Below are 13,323 nucleotides of genomic sequence, written 5' to 3'. Positions count from 1 at the left end.
GGGCGGCCCCGCGAATGTAACCGTGGTTCGCACCCGGCGGGGCGCTCCGCACGAATAAGGTGGAAGGCCATGGCCACCTCGGAGTACGTCCCACAGCCCGCGCGCTACGCGATCTTCGTCGACGCGGGGTACCTCTACGCGGCCTCCGGTGCCCTGCTGCTCGGCTGCGGCTCCCGGCGCGAGTACCGGGTCGCCGCGGAGAAGCTCATCAAGGCGCTCACCGACCACGCCGACGAGCAGCGGCGCGGCGAGCTGCTCCGGGTCTACTGGTTCGACGCGGCGCCGAAGCGGCAGCCGACCGTCGACCAGCGCGTCATCGCCAACCTCCCGCTGGTGAAGCTGCGCCTCGGGAACCTGAACGCGCAGGGCCAGCAGAAGGGCGTCGACGCCCAGCTGCGCGCCGACCTCGAGGCCCTCGCCCGGCACCGCGCGATCACCGACGCGGTGCTGCTGGCCGGCGACGAGGACATGCTGCCCGCCGTGGAGGCCGCGCAGCGCTACGGCGTCCGCGTGCACCTGTGGGGCGTGGAGCCGACCCACGGCTCCAACCAGGCCGAGTGGCTGGTGTGGGAGTCCGACACGGTCGAGGTGATGCCCGCCGAGTTCCTGCGCCCGTACTTCACCAAGGCCAAGGTGCTGCCGGCGCCCGCGCCCGGCACCGCCGCCGCTGCCCGCGACGCCGCGGCGGCCGCGCAGCGCACGAGCCCCGTCCCTTCCCCGTCGCAGGTCTTCGCGGGGCGGCCCCCCTCGGTCAAGCCGACGCCCGCGGCGGCCCGCGCGACCGTCCCGGTGCCGGGCGCCGCCACGCCCGCCACGGTGGCGGCGTCGCTGAACTCGGCCACGGCCGTGCCGTCGGACGGCAAGCTCGGGCCCGACCGCGACCACATGCTGGAGATCGGCGAGCACGTCGCCCAGAAGTGGATCTTCGAGCGGGGCCGGGACAACATCCGCGACCTGCTCCCCGGCCCGATCCTGCCGCCCGTCATCGACAAGGAGCTGCTGATCGAGGCCGAGAAGGAGCTCGGCGGCTCCCTGCGCCCCTACCAGGAGGCCCGCACCTGGCTGCGCGACGGCTTCTGGGAGCGCGTCTACCGCGAGTTCGGCATAGGCATCGGCAAGTCCGACTAGCGGTTTCCTCGATCCCCTGGCCCCGGGGAACACGTTTGGCAATTAGCCGGGTACCGCGCGTCGCCCCTCGGTAACGTCCCCGCCGTGATTGGGGGAGACCGCGCATGCAACCTCGCAGACGACGATCACGGGCCGCCGCGTTCCCGCTCGCCGCGGCCCTCTCGCTGACCGGCCTGGCCGGATGCGAGTCGCCCGTCCCCTTCTACCGGCCCGGGGAGGGGACCCCGGACGACCCGGTCGTCGGGCTCGGCGGGCCGGCGCCGTACCTGCCGTCGCGCCCCGGCGGCCCCGCTCCGCGCGCGTCGGGGTCCGGGACGCCCCGCGGGGTGCCGGTCGCTCCCGCGGGCGGGCAGGTCTACGCCGCCACCGGTCCCGGCATGCTCGCGCCGGCCGCGCGCGGCCTGCCGCCGCGTCTCTACGTGCCGAACGGGCCGTTCGTCGACGTCCTCGACCCCACCGGGCTCCGGCTCGCCGGCCGTCTCCTCACGGGGGCGACGGCCTCGCGGGTGGTGCCGTCCTGGGACCTGCGGCGGCTGTGGGCCACCGACCGCGCGCACGGCCTGCTCGTCCCGCTCGCGCCGCGCACCGGCAGGCGCGGCCGCCCGGTCGGGATCACCGCGCCGACCGGGCTGTACTTCTCCCCCGACGGGCGCGACGCGCTGGTCCTCGCGCGCCGTCCCGACCGGCTCGACCTGCGCGACCCGCGCACGATGGCGCCGCGGGCCACGACGCCCCTGCCCTGCGCGGCGGGCCACGCCGACTTCACCCCCGACGAGGCGTCCCTGGTGGCGACGTGCACCGCCGCCGGCGTGCTCGCCCGGGTCCATCTCGCGAGCCGCACCGTCTCGGGGACGATCCGGCTCCCGGCCGGGGCGCGGCCCGGCGACCTGCGGCTGTCCCCCGACGGGTCCGCCTTCTACGTGGCGGACGCCCGCCAGGGCGGTGTGTGGCTGGTGGACGCCCGGCGCTTCGCCCTGCTGGGATTCGTCCGGACGGGGCGCGGCGCGCGGGGCCTCGCGATCAGCCGGGACGCGCGCCGGCTCTTCGTCGTGGGCCGCGGCGACGTCACCGCCGTCGAGTTCGGCTCGCGGCGGATCGCGTCCCGCTGGCCGCTGCCCGGCGGGGGCCCGGCCGACCCGGGCGGGGTGTCCTCGGACGGGAGGTCGCTGTGGCTCGCCGACCCCGCCGGGCTCGTCTACGCCCTCTCGACCCGCAACGGGCGCGTCCTCCAGTCCATCCGGATCGGGGGGCGCCCGGCCGGGCCGTGCGTGCACCCGCAGCCCGGCCGCTACTCGCTGGGCGGCACCGGCCTGTACCGCTGACACGACCCCCGCCGAGCCTCACCGGGCAGGAAGGCCGACCGGCGTTCGCGCCTAGTGAGAGGGCACGTGGTGCCAGTCGGGGAGCAGTTCCTCGACGAGCGCCTCCGTCTCGGGCTGGAGCCGGTCGAACATCGGGTCGCGGCCGACGCGGCTCCGCAGCTCGTCGACCACCACCTGGACCTGCGCCACGTCGCCGGTCGCGTGGGTGGCGCGGAGCAGGTCGCGCCACAGGCCCTCGTCCTCGGGGGCGAGCCGCAGCCCGGCGCGCGCCGCGCTCACCGCGCCCCTCGGGTCTCCCTCCTCCAGCCGCAGTACGACGAGCCGGTGCGCGACGTCGATGACCCGCGCGGGCGCCTCGTACTCCAGGTCGTGGTCGGCGAGCCAGGCGTACCGCCCGCGCGGCCGGTCGGCCAGGAGCGGGCCGCGGACGAGGTCGAGCGCGTACGCCATGTAGGCGGTCTCGGACGCGGGCTCGGCCGCCGACCGCCACACCAGCCAGCGGAACACGTTCAGGTCGACGCGGACCTCGGAGCCGAGCCGGATGCGGCCCCGGTCGTCGTGGTACAGGTTGGGGCGGCCGCGGGCGTCGCGGCCGAGCCAGTCCGAGACGCGGGCCACGCACGCGTCGCGCACCCCGGCGGTGACGCCGCGCGGCCAGATCGCGCCCGACAGCACCGTCGGGTGGACGCCCTCCGGGTACGCCGCCAGGTACACCAGCAGCTCCGTGCACAGTTCGCGGCGGCTCTCGTCCATCGGGCCCGGCGCGTAGACCTCGATCGGGCCGAGGAGCCGGACCTCCACCGACGACTCCTGCGCGGTCGGCGGCTCGTCGCCGCCCGCGAGGCCCGGCAGCTCCACCGGCTCCAGCCGCGCGGCCGTCCGGAACAGCTCGAACACGCCCCGGTAGTCGTCGTCGCCGACGAGCTGCGCCTCGACGTCGAAGCCGAGCACGCCGGCCTGCAGGCGCCCGGCGGCGTCGACGTCCCACGTCCACGTCGCGCCCTGCACGTCGCCCGGAACGAGGTAGCCCGCGGCCATCCGGGTACCGGTGCGGGCCAGCGCGACGAGCCGGTCGGCCTCCCACTCCGGCGGCTGGTCGGCCATGATCAGGTAGTGCGGCATCCACGCCTCGCCGAACACGCCGCGGCAGCGTCCGGTGAGCACCGAGTCGACGCCGGACGCGGCGAGCGCCTGCCGCACCTCCTCGCTGCGCCCCTCCAGCTCGGGCAGCGCGTCCGCGAGCGTCGGGACGGACCGGACGCGGTCCGGGGCGATCTCCGCCAGGCCCTCGCCGAGCTCGGCGTCGAACCCGACGAGCGTGATCCGCATGTGGTCGGACCAGCGGTTGGTGGCCAGCTCCAGCGCGACCGCCGAGAGCACGGCGCGGCGGGTCTCCTCGGGGCCGCGCAGGGCGATGAGCCCGTGCGCGGCCTCCAGGTCGACGAGGATGCGGCCGTTCTCGTTCGTGCCGATCGAGACCAGGCCGGGGTAGGGGGCGAGGACGTCCGCGAGGTCGGACGCCTCGAGGGCGGGCAGCGCGTCGGCGTTCAGCCGCCACACCTGCCCGTCGTCGAAGGCCTGCCAGGGGGCGGGCGGGTTCCGGTCGGCGGGCGCGATCCAGAGGTCGAGGCTGCTGTTCCCGAGGTGCACGCCGTAGATGGTCGGCAGCGCGCGCCCGCCCGCCGCCATCGACTTGGACATGTGCCGCAGGCCGAGGTCGAGCAGCCTCGCCGCGTCCTCGTCGGCGCCGATCCGCAGCGCCCGCTCCGCCTCGGCGGCCCCGGCCTCCGGCCGGACGATCATGTGCCCGAACGCGCGGTGCCACATCTGGGTGCGGCGCCTGCGGCCGAGCGCGCCGAGCAGCCCGGCGGCCAGCAGCGACGCCGCCGCGAGACCGTGCGGCCAGCCGACGTCCAGCGCGCCGCCGTCGTCCTCGTGCCGCGGCGAGCCCTTGCCGGGGACCTCGGCGCCGCCGCCCGCGCCGCCGCCCATCTCGCCTGACGGGCCGGCGGACCCGCCGCCCTTCGCGGGCGGCTTCGCGGTCTCGGACTTCTCCGGTGCCGGCGTCTGCTGATGGCTCGGCTGCGGCGCCGGGGCATGCGAGACCGAGGGCCGCGGCGCGGCCGGCGGGGCATGCGAGGCGGGCGGCTGCGTCGGCGGCGCCTGGGATGCCGGCGGCTGCGAGGCGGGCGGCCGCGTCGGCGGGGCATCGTGCGTCGGCGGGGCCTGCTGCGGAGGGGTCTGCTGCGCCGGCGGGGTGGGCCGCGGCGCGGTGGGCGGGGCCGGACGCGGCTTGGCGGGCTCGTCGGGTACGGCGTGCCCGTGCCGGAAGTAGTCGTGGAGGTCCTTGGCGGGGATGACCTTCGCGTGCTTGGCGTCCGGGGGCATCTCCAGGATCCAGCCGGGGCGGATGAGGCTCGCGTTCGTCAGGCGCGTCCCGTCCGGCTGGATGTGCCCCTTGTTCAGGGCGTGGATCTCCTTGTAGCGGCGGCCCTCGCCGAGGCACTTCTCGGCGATCTCCCACAGGGACTCGTGGTGGCGCCCCTCCGGCGGCTGCACCCGGTAGATCTTGGTGGTGGCGGCCTTCTCCGCCGGGTGCTCGGCGAGGTTCTCCACCGCGGCGACCTGTACGACGGCGGGACGCTCCTGCGCCTGCGGAAACTGCTGGAACTCCTGCGCCTGCGGCTCCATCTGCACCACGGCCGGCCGCTGGGACAGCCCGCCCGCCAGCGCCGGCATGATCGAGGTGGTGGCGGTGAACAGCAGCAGCGCGGCCACGACGAGCCGGTGCACGAGCGACTGCGTCCCGCCCGCGAGCGGCACCCGCGCCGGCACGCCGACGCCGCGCATCCCCGCGTACACCTCGACGACCACGCACGCCGCGAGCTGGAGCCAGGCGAGCCACACCAGCACGACGAGGATCGCGATGAGCGAACCGGGCCCCACCTTGTGCGTGAGGTCCGACGCGGACGGCACATGGTCGGGCAGCGGCGAACCGAAGATCGCCAGCAGCGCGAAGGGGACGCCCGCCATCAGCGCGGCGAGCGCCGCGAGCGCCCCGATGCCGGCCAGTACGTCGCCCGCGCTGCGGTGCCTGCTCACCCGGACGGGTGTCCTGCGCCCATGCCGCGTCACCATCGTCGCGCCCCTGCCGTTCGCCGGTCTCCGGACGTCGTCCTCATCGTAGATGCGTTCTCGCTGATGCTCACGGGTTGATTCCTCCCGGTACGCCCGTGACGGGGCGGGCGGTCGCGCTGGAGGTCATCTCGAACTCGCCGAACCCCGGGATGATCCCGAGCAGCTGCGGCCGGACGCCGATCCGCACGCTGACGGCGACCTCCTGCTCGTCGGCGTCGCACTGGGTCCCGGTGACCTGGTCGCTGTAGGAGGCGAGCAGGTCGCAGGCCGCCGCGCGGGCCCTGCCCGGGTCGAGCACGGGCTTGCCGGTCCGCCGCAGCTCGTCGGTGTCGATCTGGTTCGCCCCGGCGCGGGCGGCCTGCTCCGCCATGTCGGCGGCGCGCTGGCGCGCGTGGATGGCGAGCCCGCCGTCCACGAGCAGCCCGGCCAGCAGGATGACGATGGGGGTGAACAGGACCGTGTACATCGCGATCGTGCCCCGGTCGCGCGCCTCGCCCGCGGCCCGCGGCTCGCCCACGGGCCGTGCCTCGCTCGCGGCGCGCGCGCTGGTCACGGCGGGTGGTCTCGTCATGGGGCGCCCTCCGGCGCGTCGCCGTCGGTGCCGCGGAAGGTGAAGGTGTCGACGGGGGCGATCGCGCGGCCCTGGAGCCGCTTGCTGCCGGGCAGCCCGATGAACGCCAGGTCGCCGAGGTCGACGTCGCAGGTGATGGTCACGCCGACGCTGCCGCCCGGCCCCCAGCGGGACACGTCGGTCTGCACGCTGGGGCCGCCCGAGCACCAGGCGGTGCCGCGCAGCCCGGCGGAGGCCGTGTCGGCGGCGAGGCTCTGCGCGGAGCCGGCGCTGCGGGCGATGGACGCGGCGCGGGCGGCGTCCCGCGCGGCGCCGTCGACCTGGCTCTTGGCGTCCACCATCCGCCCGGCGCCGGCGAGGAACAGCAGGAACGCGACGAAGATGGGCGTGACGAGCACCATCTCCAGGGACATGGAGCCCCCGTCGTCCGCGGGGCGTGGAGCGCGGGCCCTCATCAGCCGGCTCCCCGCTGGCAGGCCGTCCCCGGGCCGACGTCGGGACGGAAGCACTCGATCGGGCCCTGCGAGCGCTGCGACACGTGGAACCTCATGAACGGGACGACCTGGACGGCCTCCCCGCTCACCTCGACCCAGCGCTCGTCGTCCTCCTCCCCCGCCCGCACCTGGAGCCCGCTGAGCAGGCCGGGGCCGATCTCGCGCACGCTGCCGGACGCCTTGGCGGTCGCCGCGCCCTCCCAGCCGCCGCCGACCGGCGACGTGCGCGCGACGCGGGCGCCCGACTGCGCCGCCGCGAGCGCGACGTGCCGGGCGTGGAAGACCATGGCGAACTGCACCGCCGAGAGCATCAGCAGGATGAGGACCGGGGTGAGCAGCGCCCACTCCATCGACGAGGCGCCGGCGTCGCCGGAGGCGCCGGGTTCCCTGGGCCGCACGGCGGTCAGCCCGTGTTGATGCTGTTGGCCTTGTCCTGGATCTTCTTCTGGATCACCGCCCCGATCGTGATCGCGATCAGCGCGAGGATCGCGGTGATGATCGCCCACTCGATCGCGGACGCGCCCCGGCAGCGCTCCTCCTCGTCTCGCAACCGCGCCAGCCGGGTGCCGAGCAGGGCGCGCAAGTAGACGACGGCCGGGTCGTTCAGGGGATTGAGCGGACTCATCGTGACACCTCCAGGGGGCGTTCGTCGGGACGGTCGGGGCTGAGAGGTCATGAGGCGAGCACCCGCATCAGGGCCGGATAGGCGAGGAAGATCAGGAAGCCGGCGCACAGGAACAGCTGCGCGATCAGCATCGACTGGGAGCGCTCGCCCGCCTTGCCCTCCAGCTCCGACAGCTCGCGGCTGCGCATCGACGCGGCGCGGGCGGCGAGGGACTTGCGGACCTGGGCGCCGTCGTCGGAGACGAGCGCGAGCGCCCCGGCGAGGTCGCGCAGCTCGGCGACGTCGAGCTCCTCGCCGAGGCCGCCGAGCGCCTGCCAGGGGGTCTGGCCGGTGATGCGGGCGTTGGACAGGGCGTCCCGGATGCGGTGCATGGCCCAGCCCTCGCCGACGTTCGAGGCGGTCATCAGCGCCTCGGGGACGCCGCGGCCGCCCGCGAGGTTCATCGAGACCAGGTCGAGGAAGGCGCCGACGACGTGGCGGAAGTCCTGCCGGCGCGCCTGCGCCTCCTGCCGGAGCTGCATGTCGGGGAAGAAGAAGAACAGGGCGGCGAACAGCACGCAGATCCACACCGGGACGGCGACGGACGAGCCGAGTCCGAGCAGCGCGAAGTAGGCGACGATCAGCGGGATGAACAGCAGCGCGGCGGCGGGCAGCAGGAACTTGGTGGCGAGGAACGCCTCCAGCGACCGCTCGGTGATCGCCAGGTCGGCGCGGACCGAGCGCAGCCGCCAGCCGCGCGACTCGCAGAACCGCGCCAGCTCCCGCCCGATCCTCCCCCTGGTCCCGCCGACCCGGTCCAGCGTCGGCGACGCCGTCCCGGCCCGCTGCTCCTCCAGGTCGCGGCGGCGGGCGGCGTCGAGCGCGGCCATCCGCGCGGCGAGGCCGGGACGCGGCGGGAACAGCGCCCGGACCAGCACGTACAGGCCGAGCCCGACGACGGCGCCGGCGATCATCGCGGCGTTCACGGGGCGCCACCGCCCTCGGCGGTCCGGCCCTGCCAGCCCGCGACGGTGCTCGGCACCTCGCCGGGGACGCCGGGCTGGGCGGCCCCGCGCCGCTCGCTGAGGAACCGTCCGGGCATCTCGTACCGGGAGAGGCGGCGCAGCCACAGGAACGCGGCGCCGTACAGGGCGACGACGATGCACAGGACGAGCTGCCCGAGCACGTCGTCGTACGGCTCGACGTAGGAGTGGTTGAACACGGCGAGCGCCAGGGCCGTCCCGACGGAGACCGCGACGACGATCCGGACGCTGCGCCTGGTCGCCCGGCGGTCGGCCTCCACGCGGCGCCGCATGTCGAGCTCGGCGCGGGCGGAGTTCGCGAGGGCGCTCAGCATGTCGCGCAGACCGGGACCGCGCAGCTTGGCGTTCAGGACGAGGGCGGCGATCACCAGGTCGGCGGACGGGTCGTCCAGGTCGTCGGCGAACCGGCGCAGCGCCTCCGGCATCGGCACGCGGGTGTGCAGCCGGTCGACGAGGTTGCGCAGCGGCTGCTGGAGGGCGGGCCCGGCGGCGCGCTGCGAGGCGGGGATGGCCTGCTCGAGCCCGACGGCCCCGGCGATGGTGTCGCGGAGCGACTCGGTCCACGCGGCGAGGGCCTCCAGGCGCGCCATGCCCCTGCGCTCCTCGGCGGCGCCGCCCGCCAGCCCGTTCCAGGCGAGGACGAGCGCGCCGGTGCCCGCGGCGGCGATCGGCCAGCGCGTCACGATCAGCACGACGGTGCCGATGATGACGGCGAGCGCGGTGCGGGTGGTGAGCGTGCGGACCAGATCCTCGCGGCTGCGGCCCCTTGCGGGCCCCCTGCGCGGCGGCAGCCCGCGCAGTGCGACGACCAGCAGCAGGACACCGCCGCCGACCGCGGCGCCGGTGACGACGGCGAGCAGCACGTCCGGCGCGTACATCAGCCGTCACCCCCGCACGTCACCAGGCACCCCCGGCGGACGGGTCGTAGCCGTGCTCGGCGAGGTCGTTGATGCACGCGATGGGGGCCGCGGGGACGGCGTATCCGGCGGGCCCGAGCGCGAACACCTCCGAGGACAGGACGCGCCCGTCCACGCCGGTGACCTCCCGGACGCTGGCCACGTAGCGGCGCAGCCGCCCCCCGGAGACGTAGTCGTTGCGCTTCTGGATGAACACGACGAAGTCGATCGCGCCCGCGATCAGCATGTGGGTCGCCTCGACCGGCAGCCGCTCCTCGGACTGGATCGCGTAGGTGGCGACGCGGTTGAACACCTCCGCCGAGGAGTTGGCGTGGATCGTCGACAGCGAGCCGTCGTTGCCCTGCGTCATCGCGTTGAGCATCGTGACGATCTCGTCGCCGAGGACCTCGCCGACGATCACCCGGGACGGGTTCATCCGCAGCGACCGGCGGACCAGCTCGGCCATCGAGATCGCGCCCTGGCCCTCGGAGTTCGGCAGCCGCTGCTCGAACGCCACGCAGTTCGGGTGCAGCTCGGGGAACGCGTCGAGGCCGAGTTCGAGGGCGCGCTCGACGGTGATGAGCCGCTCGTGCGGCGGGATCTCGTTGGCGACGGCGCGCAGCAGCGTCGTCTTCCCCGCGTTCGTCGCGCCGGCGATCATGATGTTCTTGCGGGCGTGCACGGCGGCGCGGAAGAACTGCCCGACCTCCTGCGTGAACGTGCCGTTGCCGACCAGGTCGGCGAGGAACACCTTGCCGAGGCGGGCGCGGCGGATCGACAGCGCCGGGCGGACGGTCACGTCCATCACCGCCGACAGCCGCGACCCGTCCGGGAGCCGCAGGTCGAGCTGCGGGTTCGCGGTGTCGAACGGGCGCGAGGACAGCCCGCTGTAGGCGGCGAGGATCTGGATCAGCTCGACCAGCTCCTCGTCGCTCTCGGCGACCGGCTCGCCCATGACCTCGCGGCCGTCGGCGTAGCCGATGAACACGCGGTCGCAGCCGTTGACGTCGATGTTCTCGATCTCGGGGTCCTCCAGCAGGGGCTGGAGCCTGCCGACGCCGAACAGCGCCGCGTGCACCCCGGCGGCGAGCGCCTCCTCCTCTTCGGCGTTCGGCGGCCGGCGCCCCGAGGTGATCTCGCCGCGCGCGAACTCCTCCAGCACCTGGCCGATGAGCGCGCGGGCGAACTGCCGCTCGTCCTCGCCGGACATCGGCGGCAGCCCGTTGGCGGCGTCCAGCCGGCGCTGGCGCGCCAGGCGGTCGCCGACCTCCTGACGGAGGCGTTTGACCAGCGCGTGGTCCATCTAGCGCCTCCCCTCCTCGTGCCCGCCGGCGGGCACGTGCGGCACCTGCGGGTGCGACTGCTGCCGCGCCTGCTGCTCGGGCGTCCTCGGCGGGGGCGGGACGTCCCGGGCGGCGGGTGGCGCCGCGGGGGACTGGGCGGGTGAGCCGGTGGACGGGGCGGGGAGGCGCCCGGCGAGCTCGCCCGCGACCTCGCGCGCCGACCGGATCAGCAGCGAGCGGTCCAGCCGGCCGCCCCAGCTCCCCGACAGCAGGTCGGCGCCCTTCGGGTCGAGGGCCAGGCCGCCGAGGACGGTGACGTCCGGCGGCGGGGGCCCCGGCGCGACGTCGCCGGCGCGGCCGCGCGCGACCGCGAGGATCCGGTCGACCTCGGCGATGGAGCCGCGGAAGTCGCGCGGGTCGGCGAGCACCAGGACGCCGACGGGCGGCCCGCCGCGCAGCTCGGCGGTCAGCGCGGCGACGCGCTCGCGCAGGTGGGCGACCTGCTCCAGGGTGGCCCTGGTGAGCAGGACGACGAGGTCGGCCTCGTGCATCAGGTCGATCAGCGGGCTGGCCGCGCCGATCCGCCCGCAGTCGGCGATCACGTCGACGGGGGCGAGGCCGGCGAACGCCCGGCCGAGCGGCCCCCACAGCCACGTCATCGCCTGGGCCTGCTCGGCGTTGGTGACGCCGACGAGCACGTCGAGCCCGCCCAGGAGGCGCTGGCAGTGCTCGGCGACCTGGTCGGGGCGCAGCCCCCGGCGGGCCGTGGCGGCGAGGCTGAGCAGCCCCCGGGAGGGGTTGAGCATGCCGTCGGCGTCGCCGTCCGGCTGGGCTGCCGGCAGCCGGTAGACGAGGTCGCCGCCCGCCTGGTCGCACTCGGCGACGAGCACGGGGCGCGGCCACACGGCGCCGAGCGCGACCGCCGCGGTCGTGACGCCCGGCGCCCCCTTGTCGGCCGCGAGCGCGATGAGAGCCACCGTCAGTTACCACCCGTGCCTGGGGTGCCGCCCGTGCCCGTACCGCCCGTGCCCGTACCGCCCGGGCCCGGGGTGCCGGCTCCGGGGACGGGCTGGACGCCCGAGCCGCCGTCCTGCTGCCCCTCGGGCGCGGCGGGCGGGACGGAGACGTTCGCGCCGGGCGGGATCAGCGCGAGCGCGACCGTCCCGGCGGAGGCCGCCTGCGTCACCCGCGCCGCGTCGGCCGGGAGCACGGCGACGTCGACGCTCGTCTGCTCGGACCGCAGCCGCGTCGGGCCGCCGCCGTCGCCGCCGCCGACGTTCAGGACGACCGCGTCCCGCGCGAGGACGGTACCGGCGCGCGGCCCGCCGCCCGTGCCGCCGCCGACCGCGAACAGGGTGACGTGCGCGCCGCGGGCGACGTCGCCGGAGGGCATCTGGCCCGGCTTGAGCGCGAGCCCGACGACGAGCCGGCCGCTGGCGGGGGCGTCGGCGGGACTGATCATGGAGTTGGTCAGCAGCGCGCCCTTCACGAGCGGGACGGCCGCGAAGTACTGGCCCACCTTCGCCCGTTCCGACCACTTCAAGTACTGGATACCGGTGTCGCCGATCTGTACCTCTTCGAGGGCGCCGGCCGGGATCCGCTGCCCGGCCGCGACCGGCTGCGCGATCCGGATCGCCGAGACCCGCTCGCCGCTCGCCATCACGAGGTAGGCGCTGGCGAGGGCGCCGCCGAGGATCAGCAGCACCGCCAGGGCGGCGAGCGCCGGCTTGCGCTCGCGCGGCGACGCCGGGAGCCGCTGGCCGCCCGAGGTGCCGAGCCCCGACCGGCCGAGCCCGGCCGTCCCGCCGGACGAGCCCGCCGCGCCTCCGCCGGAGATGGTCGACTGGTTGGCCTTCATCGCGCTGCTCACGCGCTCCTTCCCGCCCGGACGCCGCCCCCGTCCCACCGGAGTCCGCGTCATCGGGCGATCCATGCTCGCGGGGGCGGCGAGGTCACGTCAATGGATTCGGTGGAGGCAAGCGCCTCCATATCCGGGCGGAGCGCGGTGACCTGGGAATTCACGGATCACATGGCCACTTACCACCAGTCACATCTGTCACTGACCCCGAGGCCGGGTGCCCGGAAGGCCTGCCGTGTCACGGTTCCAGGCCGATGAGACGCGCGAGCAGCGCCATCGTGTGGTCGAAATAGGCGGCCCGTTCCTCGATCACGTTCTCGTACTGGCCGAACAATTCGAAACTGACCGTCCCGTACAAAGCGGCCCACGCGGTGAACGCCCGCGCCATGACGTCGTCGGGGACGTCCATGGGGAGCATGCCGCGGGCGCGGGCCATGTCCTCGGCGATCGCGGGCGGGGGCGGCGGGCAGGGCCCGGCGGGGTCGATGGCCCCGGCCGCGTGCGCCTCGGAGACGATCCGCGCCATGACGAGGGTGTCGCGCACGGCGGCGGCGACGGTGTCCTGCGGCGCCTTGTAGCCGGGCACCGGCGAACCGTAGAGCAGCGCGTACTCGTGCGGGTGCGCGAGGGCCCACTCCCGGACGGCCCTGCACACGGCGAGCCACCGCCCGCCGAACCCGCCCGCCTCCGCGCTGGCGGCGGCCTTCGCGTCGGCGCGCTCGACGGCCTCCCCGACGGCGTTGTAGCCGTCGATGATCAGCGCCGTCAGCAGGTCGTCGCGGCTCGGGAAGTACCGGTAGATCGCCGACGAGACCATGCCCATCTCGCGGGCCACCGCGCGCAGCGAGAGCCCCGCGGCCCCCTCGGTGGCGAGCTGCCGTCTCGCGATCTCAGTGATCTCCCGGACCAGCTCCGCCCTGACCCGTTCGCGCGCCGTCCGACCCGTGCTCATGCCCGCCTCCCCTAGGGGGCGGCCGCGCGCCCCC

General features: G+C 75.7%; 13 protein-coding genes. 2 read left to right on the top strand and 11 right to left on the bottom strand.

Annotation, left to right across the window (positions count from 1 at the left end; all coding sequences use genetic code 11):
* The first annotated feature begins 69 nt into the window (after positions 1-69).
* On the top strand, positions 70-1,128 hold the full coding sequence (locus FKD65_RS29715; RefSeq protein ID WP_141580991.1) for an NYN domain-containing protein: 1,059 nt from the start codon (positions 70-72) through the stop codon (positions 1,126-1,128).
* Positions 1,129-1,232: 104 nt separating this feature from the next.
* Positions 1,233-2,450 carry a YncE family protein gene (locus FKD65_RS29710; RefSeq protein ID WP_141580989.1) on the top strand — a complete coding sequence of 406 codons (1,218 nt, stop codon included), beginning with the start codon at positions 1,233-1,235 and terminating at the stop codon, positions 2,448-2,450.
* Between the two features lie 51 nt (positions 2,451-2,501).
* On the opposite strand, the gene FKD65_RS46360 is transcribed toward FKD65_RS29710, so the two are convergent.
* The 11 genes from FKD65_RS46360 to FKD65_RS29655 all read right to left on the bottom strand — a co-directional run bounded on the left by FKD65_RS46360 (position 2,502) and on the right by FKD65_RS29655 (position 13,289).
* Positions 2,502-5,588, bottom strand: coding sequence for a bacterial transcriptional activator domain-containing protein (locus tag FKD65_RS46360; protein ID WP_141580987.1), 3,087 nt, complete (start codon positions 5,586-5,588; stop codon positions 2,502-2,504).
* Positions 5,589-5,655: 67 nt separating this feature from the next.
* On the bottom strand, positions 5,656-6,159 hold the full coding sequence (locus FKD65_RS29700) for a TadE/TadG family type IV pilus assembly protein (protein ID WP_240809663.1): 504 nt from the start codon (positions 6,157-6,159) through the stop codon (positions 5,656-5,658).
* Positions 6,156-6,572 (bottom strand): TadE/TadG family type IV pilus assembly protein, encoded by a 417-nt coding sequence (locus FKD65_RS29695; RefSeq protein WP_141580985.1) that lies wholly within the window; start codon positions 6,570-6,572, stop codon positions 6,156-6,158. The genes FKD65_RS29700 and FKD65_RS29695 overlap by 4 nt, the downstream gene beginning before the upstream one ends.
* A 41-nt stretch (positions 6,573-6,613) precedes the next feature.
* The gene (locus FKD65_RS29690) at positions 6,614-7,051 is read right to left on the bottom strand and encodes a TadE family protein (RefSeq protein WP_240809662.1); all 438 of its coding nucleotides are present in this window, start codon (positions 7,049-7,051) and stop codon (positions 6,614-6,616) included.
* A 5-nt stretch (positions 7,052-7,056) separates the two neighbouring features.
* Complete coding sequence (locus tag FKD65_RS29685) at positions 7,057-7,278, bottom strand: Flp family type IVb pilin (RefSeq protein WP_089314798.1); 222 nt, start codon at positions 7,276-7,278, stop codon at positions 7,057-7,059.
* Between the two features lie 47 nt (positions 7,279-7,325).
* Entirely contained in the window at positions 7,326-8,243 is a 918-nt protein-coding gene (locus FKD65_RS29680; protein ID WP_205718285.1) for a type II secretion system F family protein, read from the bottom strand.
* Positions 8,240-9,178 (bottom strand): type II secretion system F family protein, encoded by a 939-nt coding sequence (locus tag FKD65_RS29675; protein WP_141580983.1) that lies wholly within the window; start codon positions 9,176-9,178, stop codon positions 8,240-8,242. Before FKD65_RS29675 ends, FKD65_RS29680 begins: the two co-directional genes overlap by 4 nt.
* A 19-nt stretch (positions 9,179-9,197) precedes the next feature.
* Positions 9,198-10,499 carry a CpaF family protein gene (locus FKD65_RS29670; RefSeq protein WP_141580981.1) on the bottom strand — a complete coding sequence of 434 codons (1,302 nt, stop codon included), beginning with the start codon at positions 10,497-10,499 and terminating at the stop codon, positions 9,198-9,200.
* Positions 10,500-11,456 (bottom strand): hypothetical protein, encoded by a 957-nt coding sequence (locus FKD65_RS29665; protein ID WP_240809661.1) that lies wholly within the window; start codon positions 11,454-11,456, stop codon positions 10,500-10,502.
* A gap of 2 nt (positions 11,457-11,458) precedes the next feature.
* The gene (locus FKD65_RS29660) at positions 11,459-12,349 is read right to left on the bottom strand and encodes a hypothetical protein (protein WP_141580979.1); all 891 of its coding nucleotides are present in this window, start codon (positions 12,347-12,349) and stop codon (positions 11,459-11,461) included.
* A 226-nt stretch (positions 12,350-12,575) separates the two neighbouring features.
* On the bottom strand, positions 12,576-13,289 hold the full coding sequence (locus tag FKD65_RS29655; RefSeq protein ID WP_141580977.1) for a TetR/AcrR family transcriptional regulator: 714 nt from the start codon (positions 13,287-13,289) through the stop codon (positions 12,576-12,578).
* Positions 13,290-13,323: the final 34 nt, after the last annotated feature.

It is taken from the genome of Actinomadura sp. WMMA1423 (assembly GCF_006547145.1).
GTDB lineage: Bacteria > Actinomycetota > Actinomycetes > Streptosporangiales > Streptosporangiaceae > Spirillospora.
Note: the sequence above shows the minus strand (reverse complement) of the source record. Positions and strands in the feature narration are given on the sequence as shown.

What these genes read in the sequence shown, in the direction of transcription:
- FKD65_RS29715 (WP_141580991.1), top strand. Translation starts at nt 70, where the DNA reads ATGGCCACCTCGGAGTACGTCCCACAGCCCGCGCGCTACGCGATCTTC.
- FKD65_RS29710 (WP_141580989.1), top strand. Translation starts at nt 1,233, where the DNA reads ATGCAACCTCGCAGACGACGATCACGGGCCGCCGCGTTCCCGCTCGCC.
- FKD65_RS46360 (WP_141580987.1), bottom strand. Translation starts at nt 5,588, where the DNA reads ATGGTGACGCGGCATGGGCGCAGGACACCCGTCCGGGTGAGCAGGCAC.
- FKD65_RS29700 (WP_240809663.1), bottom strand. Translation starts at nt 6,159, where the DNA reads ATGACGAGACCACCCGCCGTGACCAGCGCGCGCGCCGCGAGCGAGGCA.
- FKD65_RS29695 (WP_141580985.1), bottom strand. Translation starts at nt 6,572, where the DNA reads ATGTCCCTGGAGATGGTGCTCGTCACGCCCATCTTCGTCGCGTTCCTG.
- FKD65_RS29685 (WP_089314798.1), bottom strand. Translation starts at nt 7,278, where the DNA reads ATGAGTCCGCTCAATCCCCTGAACGACCCGGCCGTCGTCTACTTGCGC.
- FKD65_RS29675 (WP_141580983.1), bottom strand. Translation starts at nt 9,178, where the DNA reads ATGTACGCGCCGGACGTGCTGCTCGCCGTCGTCACCGGCGCCGCGGTC.
- FKD65_RS29670 (WP_141580981.1), bottom strand. Translation starts at nt 10,499, where the DNA reads ATGGACCACGCGCTGGTCAAACGCCTCCGTCAGGAGGTCGGCGACCGC.
- FKD65_RS29655 (WP_141580977.1), bottom strand. Translation starts at nt 13,289, where the DNA reads ATGAGCACGGGTCGGACGGCGCGCGAACGGGTCAGGGCGGAGCTGGTC.